The 14,499-nt window shown below is 70.7% G+C and carries 10 protein-coding genes; 7 read left to right on the forward strand and 3 right to left on the reverse strand.

Annotation, left to right across the window (positions count from 1 at the left end):
* The first annotated feature begins 139 nt into the window (after positions 1-139).
* Positions 140-1,558, forward strand: coding sequence for a sugar porter family MFS transporter (locus tag ACFVW8_RS22855; protein WP_389692809.1), 1,419 nt, complete (start codon positions 140-142; stop codon positions 1,556-1,558).
* A gap of 70 nt (positions 1,559-1,628) precedes the next feature.
* Here ACFVW8_RS22855 and ACFVW8_RS22860 read toward each other — a convergent pair whose 3' ends face one another.
* Together ACFVW8_RS22860 and ACFVW8_RS22865 are read right to left on the reverse strand one after the other, a co-directional pair.
* Positions 1,629-2,594, reverse strand: coding sequence for an LLM class flavin-dependent oxidoreductase (locus ACFVW8_RS22860; protein ID WP_389692811.1), 966 nt, complete (start codon positions 2,592-2,594; stop codon positions 1,629-1,631).
* A 61-nt stretch (positions 2,595-2,655) separates the two neighbouring features.
* Positions 2,656-4,047: a purine-cytosine permease family protein gene (locus tag ACFVW8_RS22865; protein ID WP_389692813.1), complete on the reverse strand. Its 1,392-nt coding sequence runs from the start codon at positions 4,045-4,047 to the stop codon at positions 2,656-2,658.
* Between the two features lie 197 nt (positions 4,048-4,244).
* Here ACFVW8_RS22865 and ftsY point away from each other — a divergent pair, with 197 nt between their 5' ends.
* Positions 4,245-5,441, forward strand: a complete 1,197-nt coding sequence (gene ftsY, locus ACFVW8_RS22870) for a signal recognition particle-docking protein FtsY (protein ID WP_389692815.1) — start codon at positions 4,245-4,247, stop codon at positions 5,439-5,441.
* Between the two features lie 90 nt (positions 5,442-5,531).
* On the opposite strand, the gene ACFVW8_RS22875 is transcribed toward ftsY, so the two are convergent.
* On the reverse strand, positions 5,532-6,191 hold the full coding sequence (locus tag ACFVW8_RS22875) for a bifunctional DNA primase/polymerase (protein WP_389692817.1): 660 nt from the start codon (positions 6,189-6,191) through the stop codon (positions 5,532-5,534).
* Positions 6,192-6,616: 425 nt separating this feature from the next.
* Here ACFVW8_RS22875 and ACFVW8_RS22880 point away from each other — a divergent pair, with 425 nt between their 5' ends.
* The 5 genes from ACFVW8_RS22880 (at position 6,617) to ffh (ending at position 14,346) form a co-directional block, all read left to right on the forward strand.
* The gene (locus ACFVW8_RS22880; protein WP_389692819.1) at positions 6,617-8,092 is read left to right on the forward strand and encodes a hypothetical protein; all 1,476 of its coding nucleotides are present in this window, start codon (positions 6,617-6,619) and stop codon (positions 8,090-8,092) included.
* A 400-nt stretch (positions 8,093-8,492) separates the two neighbouring features.
* Positions 8,493-9,845: an ammonium transporter gene (locus ACFVW8_RS22885; RefSeq protein WP_389692821.1), complete on the forward strand. Its 1,353-nt coding sequence runs from the start codon at positions 8,493-8,495 to the stop codon at positions 9,843-9,845.
* The gene (locus ACFVW8_RS22890) at positions 9,842-10,180 is read left to right on the forward strand and encodes a P-II family nitrogen regulator (RefSeq protein WP_136330688.1); all 339 of its coding nucleotides are present in this window, start codon (positions 9,842-9,844) and stop codon (positions 10,178-10,180) included. The genes ACFVW8_RS22885 and ACFVW8_RS22890 overlap by 4 nt, the downstream gene beginning before the upstream one ends.
* A gap of 30 nt (positions 10,181-10,210) precedes the next feature.
* Positions 10,211-12,664 (forward strand): [protein-PII] uridylyltransferase, encoded by a 2,454-nt coding sequence (locus ACFVW8_RS22895; RefSeq protein ID WP_389692823.1) that lies wholly within the window; start codon positions 10,211-10,213, stop codon positions 12,662-12,664.
* Between the two features lie 131 nt (positions 12,665-12,795).
* The gene (gene ffh / locus ACFVW8_RS22900) at positions 12,796-14,346 is read left to right on the forward strand and encodes a signal recognition particle protein (RefSeq protein ID WP_389692825.1); all 1,551 of its coding nucleotides are present in this window, start codon (positions 12,796-12,798) and stop codon (positions 14,344-14,346) included.
* Positions 14,347-14,499 lie beyond the last annotated feature (153 nt).

Here is a 14,499-nt window from a genome sequence, read left to right on the forward strand (position 1 = left end):
GTAATTTTGCCTTCAGGATTTGAACACATGACCTCTGCGAGGTTGTTTTGCGTTCAAGTGGTGGCAGGGCTGAACTTATGCGCCACTGAGAACAGCTCACCCCCCACGCCTGCGTTGCGGCCAGGCACCAGGAGTTCACGTGACCAGCACATCGCAGGGACCAGAGTCCGGAGCCCGAGCGGCCCACCCGGACCACCTCGGCCATGTCATCTTCATTACGGCAGCCGCTGCGATGGGTGGCTTCCTCTTCGGCTACGACAGTTCCGTGATCAACGGAGCGGTCGAGGCCATCCGCGGCCGGTACGACATCGGCTCAGGCACGCTCGCCCAGGTCATCGCCATCGCCCTGATCGGATGTGCGATCGGCGCGGCCACCGCGGGACGTATCGCCGACCGCATCGGCCGCATCCGCTGCATGCAGATCGCCTCGGTCCTCTTCACGATCAGCGCCGTCGGTTCCGCGCTGCCGTTCGCGCTCTGGGATCTGGCGATGTGGCGCATCATCGGCGGCTTCGCCATCGGCATGGCCTCGGTGATCGGCCCGGCCTACATCGCGGAGGTCTCACCCCCCGCCTACCGCGGCCGTCTCGGCTCCTTCCAGCAGGCGGCGATCGTCATCGGCATCGCCATCTCGCAGCTGGTCAACTACGGCATCCTGCAGATCGCCGACGGCGACCAGCGTGGCAAGATCGGCGGCCTCGAGGCCTGGCAGTGGATGCTCGGCGTGATGGTCGTGCCCGCGATCCTGTACGGGCTGCTCTCCTTCGCGATCCCGGAGTCGCCGCGGTTCCTGATCTCGGTCGGCAAGAAGGACCGGGCCCGGCAGATCCTGTCGGAGGTCGAGGGCAACGGCGTCGATCTCGACGCCCGGGTGACCGAGATCGAGACCGCGATGCACCGCGAGCACAAGTCGACCTTCAAGGACCTGCTGGGCAGCCGCTTCGGCTTCCTGCCCATCGTCTGGGTCGGTATCGGCCTGTCGGTCTTCCAGCAGCTCGTCGGCATCAACGTGGCGTTCTACTACTCCGCGACGCTGTGGCAGTCGGTCGGCATCGACCCGACCGACTCGTTCTTCTACTCGTTCACCACCTCGATCATCAACATCATCGGCACGGTGATCGCGATGGTTCTGGTGGACCGGGTGGGCCGTCGCCCGCTGGCCCTCGTCGGCTCGTGCGGTATGGCCGTCGCCCTGGCCTTCGAGGCGTGGGCCTTCTCCGCCGACCTGGTCGACGGCAAACTTCCCAACACCCAGGGCGTGGTCGCGCTCGTCGCCGCCCATGTGTTCGTGCTCTTCTTCGCCCTGTCGTGGGGCGTCATCGTCTGGGTCTTCCTCGGTGAGATGTTCCCGAACCGGATCCGTGCCGCGGCGCTCGGTGTCGCCGCCTCGGCCCAGTGGATCGCGAACTGGGCGATCACCGCGAGCTTCCCGAGCCTCGCCGACTGGAACCTGTCGGGCACCTACATCATCTACGCCTGCTTCGCCACGCTCTCGATCCCCTTCGTCATCAAGTTCGTCAAGGAGACCAAGGGCAAGGCGCTGGAGGAGATGGGCTGATCCCCGCTACCCGTCTCCTCGAATCCGTAGGGCCCCGTCCCGCGCCCGTGGGACGGGGCCCTACGCACGTTCACCCCCCGGTCGCCTCGCAGAACAGCCGCAGGCTGCGCCACCCCTCCTCGACCGGCATCCCGCCGCACAGGGGGTGGAGTACCAGGCTGTCCAGCTCCTGGCCCAGGTCCGCGCACGCCTCCGGGGTGACGATCCGGTAGACGCCCTCCTCGCGCAGCTCCGCCACCGTCGTCGCCGCCGAACGGACGGCGGAGCGGATGTCCTTGGACTGCCAGGAGGAGTACGTACGCGCCTCGTGCAGGAAGTGCTCCCCGTACGCGGCCCACGTCCGGTCCGGGTCCTCGGACACATGCAGCAGCGGTGTCTCGGCCGCGGGCATCATGCAGAAGCCCTCCGTGCCGTGCTCCGCGCGCTGTTCGTGGTAGTACGCCTCCAGCTCCGGCAGATGCGCGCTCGGGAACAGCGGCAGCCCCAGCCGGGCCGCCCGCCGCGCCGCCGCCCGCGAGCTGCCGCCCACCAGCAGCAGTGGGTGCGGGCTGGTGTACGGCCGCGGGGTGACCGTGACCGTACGGCCGCGGAACTCGAACGGCTCCCCGGTCCACGCCCGCAGCAGCGTCTCCAGCAGCTCGTCCTGGAGCCGGCCCCGCCTGCCCCATTCGACGCCTGCTCGCTCGTACTCCTCGGGGCGGTAGCCGATCCCCGCGACCGTCACGAGCCGGCCCGCGCCGAGCAGGTCGAGCACCGCGATGTCCTCCGCCAGCCGCAACGGGTCGTGCAGCGGACCGATGATCGCGGAGACCGTGACCGCGATCCGGCGGGTGGCGCCGAATACGGCACCGGCGAAGACGAACGGGGAGGGCAGCCAGGAGTTGGCGGCCCCGTGGTGCTCCTCGGTCTGCACGGTGTCGATGCCGTGCTCGTCGGCGTACGCGGCCATGTCCAGTGAGGCGCGGTAGCGGGCCGAGAGCGAGGCGGGTGTGGCATCGGGATCGACGAGGTTGAACCGGACGACTGTGAAGGCCATGACACTGTCCCCTGGGTCCTGTCTGGAGGGCTGGCGAGGCCGGACAGTAGCTGACGAGGCGTCAGAAGTGTAGGGGTGTGCCGGTACGCCCTGCGTGGGGGCGCGGCAGCGCCGCGTAGAGACCGCCCGAGACGGCGATCGTGACGGCCCAGCCGAGGCCGTTGCGCCCGGGCCAGGTGGTGGCGAGCGGACCGGTGAACCACTCCACGCGGGTCAGCAGCAGCCCCACCAGCAGGCCTGCGGCCCAGGCCCCGACGGCCGGCCGGGCGAAGCCGCCGGTGTACCAGTAGGCGCTGGTGGGAGTGGTGTCCATGAGTGCCACCGGATCGTAGGCACGGCCCCGCAGCTGATCGACGCCGAAGACGCCGATCCAGGCCGAGAACGTCACCGCGAGCAGGTTCAGGAAGGAGATGAACGAATCGATGAAACTGTTCACCACCAGCATCAGCAGTGATCCCAGGAACAGGCTGATCGCGGCATTCACGCCGACGGCCCAGGCGCGCGGGACGCGGAATCCCAGCGTCTGTGCGGTGAATCCCGCCGAATACATCGACATGGCGTTGATCAGCACCATGCCGAGCACTGCGACGAGCAGATAGGGCACCGCGATCCAGTCCGGCAGCAATACGCCGATGAAGGAGACCGGATCGCGGGTCACGGCCAGTTCCGGTGCGCCGACGGCCATCACCGCCCCCATCAGCACCATCGGCAGGAACACGATTCCCGCACCGCCCATCGTCGCCGCGACCATCGCCCGGCCGGATGCGGTGCGCGGCAGATAGCGGGTGAAGTCCGGGCCGGTGGGGGCCCAGCTGATGCCGCCTGCGGCCAGGGTGCCGATGCCCGCGACCATCATCGACGTCGGTCCGGCCGGCCGGTCCAGGACGTCCCTCCAGGGGGTCGCGCCGGCCAGATGCACCAGGACGAGGACGCTGAACCCGCCGAAGACGCAGGCGGACCACGTGCAGCACACCCGCAGCGCCCGCACCCCCAGCCCCGACAGCAGGAAGCCGGCCGCCACGAAGCCCGTCAGGGTCACCATGATCAGCGCGGACGTGCTCCGGACGCCGAAAAGCAGATCGAGCACGGCCAGCACCGCATAGGCGCCGGTGACCGCGTTCACCGTCTCCCAGCCCCAGCGGGCGACCCAGATCAGCACACCGGGCGCCAGATTGCCCCGCTGCCCGAAGACGGCCCGGGAGAGTGCCATGCCGGGCGATCCGCCGCGTTTCCCGGCAACGGAGATCAGTCCGACGAGGCCGTACGAGACGACCGGGGCGGCAACCGCGACGACCAGGACCTGCCAGAAGCTCAGCGCGTTGTAGACGACGAGGCCGGCACCCGTGGTGAGCAGCAGCACGGTCATATTGGCCGCGACCCAGGTGGGGAAGAGGGTCAGGACCCGGCCGGTGCGCTCGCTGTCGGGCACGGGGTCCAGGCCACGGGTCTCCACGGCGAAGATCGTACCGTTTCCGGCATATGGCGCATAACGCCTGGGTGAATTCGACGGCGCGGCTCATCCCGGCCGGGCGGTGGGCGCCGTCCGGAGCGTGTCCGGCCGCCCGTCACCGGGTCCGGCGCGCCCCGGTTCCCCCTGCCGGACTGCGGGTTCCCCGATTGTCCCCGCACGTGACCGATACTGGGTGGGTTATGGAATTCGTCATCCTTGCTGTAGTCATCGCCCTGGTCGCGGTCGGCGTGATCAGCGGGCTCGTGGTCAGCAGCCGCAAGAAGAAGCAGCTGCCCCCGGCACCGTCGAGCACGCCGACCATCACTCCTCCCGCCGAGCCCCATGTCGGCGAGGAGGCCGAGACGCCGCGCGACGCATCGCGCCGCACCATCGAGGAGGTCGGGCCCCCGCCCGGCGAGGCCGCCGAGGAGCAGGCTCCGGAGACACCCGAAGCCCCCGCGCTCGACGTCCCCGAGCCCACGGCCGGCCGCCTTGTCCGGCTGCGGGCCCGGCTCGCCCGCTCGCAGAACTCCCTCGGCAAGGGGCTCCTCACGCTCCTGTCCCGGGACAACCTCGACGAGGACACCTGGGAGGAGATCGAGGACACCCTCCTCACCGCGGACGTCGGCGTCGCCCCCACCCAGGAGCTGGTGGAACGGCTCCGTGAGCGTGTCCGGGTCCTCGGCACCCGTACCCCCGAGGGCCTGCGCACCCTGCTGCGCGAGGAGCTCGTCACCCTGCTCGGCACCGACTTCGACCGTGCCGTCAAGACCGAGAGCGGTACCGACACGCCGGGCGTCGTGATGGTCGTCGGTGTCAACGGCACCGGCAAGACCACCACCACAGGCAAGCTCGCCCGGGTCCTGGTGGCCGACGGCCGCAGTGTGGTGCTCGGTGCGGCCGACACCTTCCGGGCCGCCGCCGCCGATCAGCTCCAGACCTGGGGCGAGCGCGTCGGCGCCCGCACCGTGCGCGGACCCGAGGGCGGCGACCCGGCGTCGGTCGCCTTCGACGCGGTGAAGGAAGGCATCGCCGAGGGTGCCGACGTCGTGCTGATCGACACGGCGGGCCGGCTGCACACCAAGACCGGTCTGATGGACGAGCTCGGCAAGGTCAAGCGGGTGGTCGAGAAGCACGGCCCGCTCGACGAGGTCCTGCTCGTGCTCGACGCCACCACCGGGCAGAACGGCCTGGTGCAGGCCCGGGTGTTCGCCGAGGTCGTCGACATCACCGGCATCGTCCTCACCAAGCTCGACGGCACCGCCAAGGGCGGCATCGTCATCGCCGTCCAGCGCGAGCTGGGCGTACCGGTGAAGCTGATCGGGCTGGGCGAGGGGCCGGACGATCTGGCCCCGTTCGACCCGGAGGCGTTCGTGGACGCCCTGATCGGGGACTGAATCCCGACAGACACGAAAACAGCCCGGCCGCATGATCCATGCGGCCGGGCTGCTCTGCGGTGAGGGCCGGAGTGCGGGCCCGGGGCAGGTTCAGCCGCAGGGGGCCGACCGGTGGCAGATGTACGCCAGCGTGCCCAGCAGCAGCCGGGCCTCCGGTGGCGAGGCCGCGGTGTCCAGGGCCGGCGGCCGGAGCCAGCGGACCGGGCCGCGGCCGCCCTCGTCCGACGGCGGCGCGGTGATGTGGGAGCCGATGCCGAGTGCCCGCAGGTCCAGACCGGCATCGTCCCAGCCCATCCGGTACAGCAGCTGGGGGAGTCCGGCGGCCGCGCCGGGGGCCACGAAGAACTGGGCCCGCCCGGCCGGGGTCACCGCGACCGGGCCCAGCGGCAGCCCCATCCGCTCCATCCGTACGAGCGCCCGGCGGCCGGACGTTTCGGCCACGTCGAGCACGTCGAAGCTGCGGCCCACCGGCAGCAGCATCGAGGCGCCCGGCACCTCGGCCCAGGCGCGCGCCGCCGTGTCGAGCGTCGCCCCGGCGGGAACCTCCCGCGCGAAGTCCAGCGGATGGGCGCCGGGGGAGGGGCAGCCGGACTGCCCGCACGAGCAAGTGCCGTCCGCCGCCCGCGCTCCGGGCACGACGGCCCAGCCCCACAGTCCCGTGTACTCGGCCACCGCGGTGCCCTCGGCCGCACGGCCGCGTCGCCGTGAGCCGGATCGCAGTTCGCGGATGCCGCCGATCGTGAAGCCCATGCCCCCTCCAACGGGTCCAACTCGACGGTGGTTACGTAGCGGAGTTCAATCGTGACACTCCGGCGTGCCTGGCGATCCGCCGGGTGCGGGGCGCGTTGGGGGATGTGCGGCCCTGCTCGCGCGCCCCTGAATGCGCCTCTGCACCTACTGCTGATCGCTGCCTGTCAAGTGAATCGCGCCCGGCCGTAGTGGCGTTCATCCGAAGGGGTGGCGAATGGTGGCGTTTCTGCAATCACCCTCCCTGGAAGGGTGATCGTAGGATTACCGTCGGTACACGAACCATGGAAGTATGTGTTCCCATGGGTATGCCGGAGGCAACTCGATTCTCTGTTCGAGGGTGCGCAACCTCCGTACGGGAAGCATCGGTTCACGGCATTCTGATAGCGGTTCGCGGCGACAGTATTCGGCGGGATGGGGGCGTTCCAGTGAGTGGCAGCGGCGCAGGCGATGCGAATGCCGGTAAGCGCCCCAACGGGCAATTGGGATCATGGTTCGTACGCAGCGGCTGGTCGAAGGGCGAGCTCGCGCGGCAGGTCAACCGCAGGGCGCGGCAGATGGGCGCCCACCACATCAGCACCGACACCTCCCGGGTGCGGCGCTGGCTCGACGGCGAGCAGCCGCGCGAACCGATCCCGCGCATCCTGTCCGAGCTGTTCTCGGAACGCTTCGGCTCCGTCGTCGCCGTCGAGGACCTGGGCTTACGCGCCGCGCACCAGGCGCCGTCGGTGGCCGGTGTCGACCTGCCCTGGGCCGGACCGCAGACCGTCGCCCTGCTCAGTGAGTTCTCCCGCAGTGACCTGATGCTCGCCCGCCGCGGATTCCTCGGCAGCTCCCTCGCCCTGGCCGCCGGACCCGCCCTCATCGAGCCCATGCAGCGCTGGCTGGTGCCCGTCGTGTCCGCCGCGGCCGCCGAACCGGATCCGGCCGCTGCCGACCGCCGCCCCTCCCGGCTGTCCGGCCCCGAGCTCGACCTGCTGGAATCCACCACCGCGATGTTCCGCCAGTGGGACGCGCAGTGCGGCGGCGGACTGCGCCGCAAAGCCGTCGTCGGCCAGCTCCACGAGGTCACCGACCTGCTCCAGGAGCCGCAGCCGGCCGTCACCGCCAGACGGCTCTTCCGCTGCGCCGCCGAACTGGCCGAGCTCGCGGGCTGGATGAGCTACGACGTGGGCCTCCAGCCCACCGCCCAGAAGTACTTCGTCCTCGCCCTGCACGCCTCCAAGGAGGCCGGCGACAAGCCGCTCGGCTCGTACGTGCTGTCCAGCATGAGCCGCCAGATGATCCACCTCGGCCGCCCCGACGACGCGCTCGAACTCATCCACCTCGCGCAGTACGGCAGCCGGGACTGCGCCACCGCGCGGACCCAGGCCATGCTGTATGCGATGGAGGCCCGCGCCTACGCCAACATGGGCCAGCCCAGCAAGTGCAAGCGTGCCGTGCGGATGGCCGAGGACACCTTCCTCGACGCGGGGATCGACGGCGAGCCCGAGCCCGACTGGATCCGCTTCTTCTCCGAGGCCGAGCTCAACGGCGAGAACTCCCACTCCTACCGCGACCTGGCCTATGTCGCCGGCCGCAGCCCCACGTACGCCTCGCTCGCCGAGCCCGTCATGCAGAAGGCCGTGCACCTCTTCGGTGACGACGACGAGCACCAGCGGTCGTACGCCCTCAATCTGATCGGTCTCGCCACCGTCCACCTCCTCAAGCGCGAGCCCGAGGAATCCACCGTGCCGGCCGAGAAGGCGCTGCGCGTCGCCAAGAAGGTCCGCTCCGAGCGGGTCAACACCCGGCTGCGCAAGACGGTCGACACCGCCGCCAGGGACTTCGGGGACATTCCCGAGGTCGCCCGGCTCACCGATCTCCTCACCGAACAGCTGCCCGAGACGGCCGAAGCCGTCTAGCAGTCCCACCAGCCCCGGCCACGACGGCCACCCCGCACAGACCGACTTCGGCTCCCCCAATTGCCAGGTCAGCGGGTGGTCGCCGTGGCCGGTTCGTGTGGTCGTTCCCGTACCGGAGCGTCGTAACCGCACCGTATGCGGCCCCGGCCGCAGAGTAGGCCCGAGCGCGGATGCGGCACGGGCGGTTCATGGGGACGTAACACGTCGCTCCCCTTCGTCACTGCGGCGAAACATCGTGCGGCATCGGCGGAAACGGCGCTGGGCGAATCTCATGGCGCATAAGGACCGACCGGCAATCGGAGGCCGGTCCAACCCGGCCCGCACCTTTTCCCCAGTGGTCCCGCACGTGGTTGTGCCCCCATCGCCCGCACGCGGCCGCACCGACGACGAGGAGACGCCGATGCCCCCAGGCATCACGACGTTTGCAGCAGACGCCCCGACGCTGTCTGCCGCCAATACCGGATTCATGCTCATCTGCTCCGCCCTCGTGATGGTCATGACCCCGGCCCTGGCCTTCTTCTACGGAGGCATGGTCCGCGTCAAGAGCACCCTCAACATGCTGATGATGAGCTTCATCAGCCTCGGGATCGTCACGATCCTGTGGGTGCTGTACGGATTCAGCCTCGCCTTCGGCTCCGACATCGGATCGTTCATCGGCTGGAGCTCCGACTTCGCCGGCCTCAGCGGGATCGGCGTCACGGAACTCTGGGACGGCTACACCATCCCGGTCTACGTCTTCGCCGTGTTCCAGCTGATGTTCGCCGTGCTCACCCCGGCCCTGATAAGCGGTGCGCTCGCCGACCGGGTCAAGTTCACCTCCTGGGCGCTCTTCATCACCCTCTGGGTCACCGTCGTCTACTTCCCGGTCGCGCACTGGGTCTGGGGCGCGGGCGGCTGGCTGTACGAGCTCGGTGTGATCGACTTCGCCGGCGGTACGGCCGTGCACATCAACGCCGGTGCCGCCGCCCTCGGCGTGATCCTCGTCATCGGCAAGCGGGTCGGCTTCAAGAAGGACCCGATGCGGCCGCACAGCCTGCCGCTCGTCATGCTCGGCGCCGGTCTCCTCTGGTTCGGCTGGTTCGGCTTCAACGCCGGCTCGTGGCTCGGCAACGACGACGGCGTCGGCGCGGTGATGTTCGTCAACACGCAGGTCGCCACCGCCGCCGCCATGCTCGCCTGGCTCGGCTACGAGAAGCTCCGCCACGGCTCGTTCACCACGCTCGGTGCCGCCTCCGGCGCCGTCGCAGGGCTCGTCGCCATCACCCCCGCGGGCGGCGCCGTCAGCCCGCTCGGTGCCATCGCGGTCGGTGCCATCGCCGGTGTGCTGTGCGCCATGGCCGTCGGCCTCAAGTACAGGTTCGGCTACGACGACTCCCTGGACGTCGTCGGTGTCCACCTCGTCGGCGGTATCGCCGGCTCCCTGCTCATCGGCTTCTTCGCCACCGGCGGGGTCCAGTCCGACGCCAAGGGCCTCTTCTACGGCGGCGGACTCGACCAGCTCGGCAAGCAGGCCGTCGGTGTCTTCGCCGTCCTCGCGTACTCTCTGGTCGTCTCCGCGGTCCTCGCCCTCATTCTCGACAAGACCATCGGGATGCGGGTCGAGGAGGACGACGAGGTCTCCGGCATCGACCAGGTCGAACACGCCGAGACCGCGTACGACTTCAGTGGAGCAGGCGGCGGTTCGTCCGCCCGGTCCACGGCCCCCGCGGCCGGCACGACGGCAGCCCCGACGAACAAGAAGGTGGACGCATGAAGCTCATCACCGCAGTCGTGAAGCCCCATCGGCTTGACGAGATCAAGGAGGCCCTCCAGGCCTTCGGCGTCCAGGGCCTCACGGTCACGGAAGCCAGCGGCTACGGGCGTCAGCGCGGCCACACCGAGGTCTACCGGGGCGCCGAGTACACCGTCGACCTCGTCCCGAAGATCCGCATCGAGGTCCTCGTCGAGGACGAGGACTCCGAACAGCTCATCGACGTGGTCGTCAAGGCCGCCAGGACCGGCAAGATCGGGGACGGCAAGGTGTGGAGCGTGCCGGTCGAGACCGCGATCCGGGTCCGTACCGGTGAACGCGGCCCGGACGCACTCTGACCGACGTTCCGTAAACGGAAAGGCAGCTGGGTGACGAGTACCGAAGTGACCACCGAATCCGAGGACTCGGGACCCAGCGGCTACGCGGCGGCCCGGCTGCGCCTCCTCCAGGGGAAGGCGCAGTCCGGGCCGCCGCGCCGTGCGGCCCTCGCCTCCCTCACCGACGCGTGGCTGACCGCCCTCTTCGCCTCCGCGGCCGAACACGCGGGGGTGCGCGGCGCCGCCCTCGTCGCCGTCGGCGGCTACGGCCGCGGCGAACTCTCCCCGCGCAGCGACCTCGACCTGGTGCTCCTGCACGACGGCAGCGCCGACGCCGGAGCCGTCGCCGCGCTCGCCGACCGCATCTGGTATCCGGTCTGGGACCTCGGCCTGGCCCTCGACCACTCCGTACGCACCCCCGCCGAAGCCCGGAAGACAGCGGGGGAGGACCTCAAGGTCCAGCTCGGCCTCCTCGACGCCCGGCCCGTCGCCGGGGACCTCGGACTCGTCGCATCGCTGCGCACCGCGATCCTCGCCGACTGGCGCAACCAGGCCCCCAAGCGGCTGCCCGCGCTCGACGAGCTCTGCCGTGAACGGGCCGAACGCCAGGGCGAGCTCCAGTTCCTCCTGGAACCCGACCTCAAGGAGGCCCGGGGCGGACTGCGCGACGCCACCGCCCTGCGCGCCGTCGCCGCCTCCTGGGTCGCCGACGCACCCCGCGAGGGGCTGGCCGAGGCCCGCCGCGTCCTGCTGGACGCCCGCGACGCCCTGCACCTCACGACCGGCCGCGCCACCGACCGCCTCGCCCTCCAGGAACAGGACCAGGTCGCCACCGCCCTCGGTCTCCTCGACGCCGACGCCCTGCTGCGCCAGGTGTATGAGGCCGCCCGCACCGTCTCGTACGCCACCGACGTCACCTGGCGCGAGGTCAACCGGGTGCTGCGGGCCCGCTCCGTCCGGCCGCGGCTGCGCGCGATGCTGGGCGGCGGCAGGGCCCCGGCCGTCGACCGCAGCCCGCTCGCCGACGGCGTCGTCGAGGCGGACGGCGAGGTCGTGCTCGCCCGTACTGCCCGTCCGGAACGCGACCCGGTGCTCGTCCTGCGCGCCGCCGCCGCGGCCGCCCAGTCCGAACTCCCGCTCTCCCGCCATGTCGTACGCCATCTCGCCGGCTCCGCCAAACCGCTGCCGGTGCCCTGGCCGGCCGAGGCCCGGGAGGAACTCGTCACCCTGCTCGGCGCCGGCGAGGCCACCGTGCCCGTCTGGGAGGCCCTCGAAGCGGAGGGGCTGATCACCCGGCTCCTGCCCGACTGGGAGCGAGTCCACTGCAGGCCCCAGCGCAACCCCGTCCACACCTGGACCGTCGACCGCCACCTCGTCGAAGCGGCGGTCCGCGCCTCCTTCCTCACCCGCCGCGTCGGCCGGCCCGACCTGCTGCTCGTCGCCGCGCTGCTGCACGACATCGGCAAGGGCTGGCCCGGCGACCACTCCGTCGCCGGTGAGGTCATCGCCCGCGACATGGCCGCCCGGATCGGCTTCGACCAGCACGACGTGGGCGTCATCGCCACCCTCGTACGGCACCATCTGCTGCTCGTCGAGACCGCCACCCGCCGCGATCTCGACGACCCGGCGACCGTCCGCTCGGTCGCCGACGCGGTCGGTACCGCCTCCACCCTGGAGCTCCTGCACGCACTCACCGAGGCCGACGCCCTCGCCACCGGGCCCGCGGCCTGGTCCACCTGGCGTGCCTCGCTCGTCACCGAGCTGGTCAAACGCGTCGCGGCCGTCCTCGCAGGCGAAGCACCCGATGAGCCCGAGCCCGCCGCTCCCGACGCCGAACAGGAACGCCTGGCCATCGAGGCCCTGCGCACCGGCGAACCGGTCCTCGCGCTGCACGCCCAGACCGAGACCCCGCAGGAGGACGGCGCGCCCGAACCCGTCGGCGTCGAACTCCTCATCGCCCTCCCGGACCGTCCCGGGGTCCTCCCCGCCGCGGCCGGGGTGCTCGCCCTGCACCGCCTCACCGTCCGCGCCGCCGACCTGCGGGCCGTCGAGCTCCCCACCGAGCTCGGCGACACCGCCGACGTACTGCTGCTCAGCTGGCGGGTCGCGGCCGAGTACGGGTCCCTGCCCCAGGCTGCCCGGCTGCGCGCCGATCTCGTACGCGCCCTGGACGGCTCCCTGGACATCCGCTCCCGGCTGGCCGAGCGCGAGGCGGCCTACCCGCGCCGCCGCGGGGTGAAGGCCCCGCCGCCGAGGGTGACGGTCGCGGCGGCCGGCTCGCAGCGGGCCACGGTGATCGAGGTGCGTGCCCAGGACGCCCCCGGACTCCTGCACCGGATCGGCCGGGCGCTGGAACAGAGCGAGGTACGGGTCCGCAGCGCGCATGTGTCGACGCTGGGAGCCAACGCGGTGGACACGGTCTATGTCACCGGTCAGGACGGCCGGCCCCTGGCAGCCGAACGCGCGGCGGAGCTGGCCCAGGAGGTCGAGAAGGCGCTCGGCTGAGCTCGATCAGCACGTGAGGAAGCCCTCGTTCGTCACGAGAACCGGGCGAGGGCTTTGCGTTCCACGGCGTCCGGATACCCTGGGGAACGACTGACCCATCCCGCCCCCGACCCTGAGGACCGACGAGCGCCGTGTTCGATACTCTCTCCGACCGCCTTGCCGCGACTTTCAAGAACCTCAGGGGCAAGGGCCGCTTGTCCGAGGCGGACATCGACGCCACGGCTCGCGAGATCCGTATCGCCCTGCTCGAGGCCGATGTCGCGCTGCCCGTCGTCCGGTCCTTCATCGCCAACGTCAAGGAGCGGGCGCGCGGCGTCGAGGTCTCCCAGGCGCTGAACCCCGCGCAGCAGATGATCAAGATCGTCAACGAGGAGCTCGTCTCCATCCTCGGTGGCGAGACCCGGCGGCTGCGGTTCGCCAAGACCGCGCCCACCGTGATCATGCTCGCCGGTCTCCAGGGTGCCGGTAAGACGACCCTCGCCGGAAAGCTCGGCCTCTGGCTCAAGAGCCAGGGCCACTCCCCGCTGCTCGTCGCCTGTGACCTCCAGCGCCCCAACGCCGTCAACCAGCTGAGCGTCGTCGCCGAGCGCGCCGGCGTCGCCGTCTACGCCCCCGAACCGGGCAACGGTGTCGGGGACCCGGTCCAGGTCGCCAAGGACTCGATCGAGCACGCCCGGACCAAGCAGTACGACGTCGTGGTCGTCGACACCGCCGGCCGCCTCGGTATCGACCAGGAGCTGATGCAGCAGGCCGCGGACATCCGCGACGCCGTCAGCCCCGACGAGATCCTCTTCGTCGTCGACGCGATGATCGGCCAGGACGCGGTCAACACCGCCGAGGCCTTCCGCGACGGCGTCGGCTTCGACGGTGTGGTGCTCTCCAAGCTCGACGGCGACGCCCGCGGTGGTGCGGCCCTGTCGATCGCCCACGTCACGGGCAAGCAGATCATCTTCGCGTCGAACGGTGAGAAGCTCGAGGACTTCGACGCCTTCCACCCCGACCGGATGGCCTCGCGCATTCTCGACATGGGTGACCTGCTCACCCTCATCGAGCAGGCGGAGAAGACCTTCAGCCAGGACGAGGCCGCCAAGATGGCCTCCAAGCTGGCGTCCAGCAAGGGCAAGGACTTCACGCTCGACGACTTCCTCGCCCAGATGGAGCAGGTCCGCAAGATGGGCTCCATCTCCAAGCTGCTCGGGATGCTGCCCGGCATGGGGCAGATCAAGGACCAGATCAACAACATCGACGAGCGCGACGTGGACCGCACCGCCGCGATCATCAAGTCGATGACCCCGAAGGAACGCGCCGAGCCGACGATCATCAACGGCTCGCGCCGTGCCCGTATCGCCAAGGGCTCCGGTGTCGACGTGAGCGCCGTGAAGAGCCTGGTCGAGCGGTTCTTCGACGCCCGGAAGATGATGTCGAAGATGGCCCAGGGCGGCGGCATGCCGGGGATGCCCGGGATGCCGGGCATGGGCGGCGGCCCGGGCCGGCAGAAGAAGCAGGTCAAGCAGGCCAAGGGCAAGCGCAAGAGCGGTAACCCGATGAAGCGCAAGGCCGAGGAGCAGGCCGCGGCGGCCCGTCGCGAGCAGGCGGCGCAGGGTGGCGCGCTCGGTCTGCCGGCCGGTGAGGAAGACAAGAACTTCGAGCTGCCGGACGAGTTCAAGAAGTTCATGGGCTGACGCGCGGCCCGAGTCATGTCCCCGAGGGGGCGCCCGCTTCACTGCGGGCCACCCCACCGGGGGGTGAGGGGGGGCCCGGGCCCGGCAATGGCCCCAAGGGGCCCCCCGCCCACAAGGTTGACCCCCCGTAGAGCTGAAAGTAGGGTCGAATGG

It is taken from the genome of Streptomyces sp. NPDC058221 (assembly GCF_042882365.1).
Classification (GTDB): Bacteria; Actinomycetota; Actinomycetes; order Streptomycetales; family Streptomycetaceae; genus Streptomyces.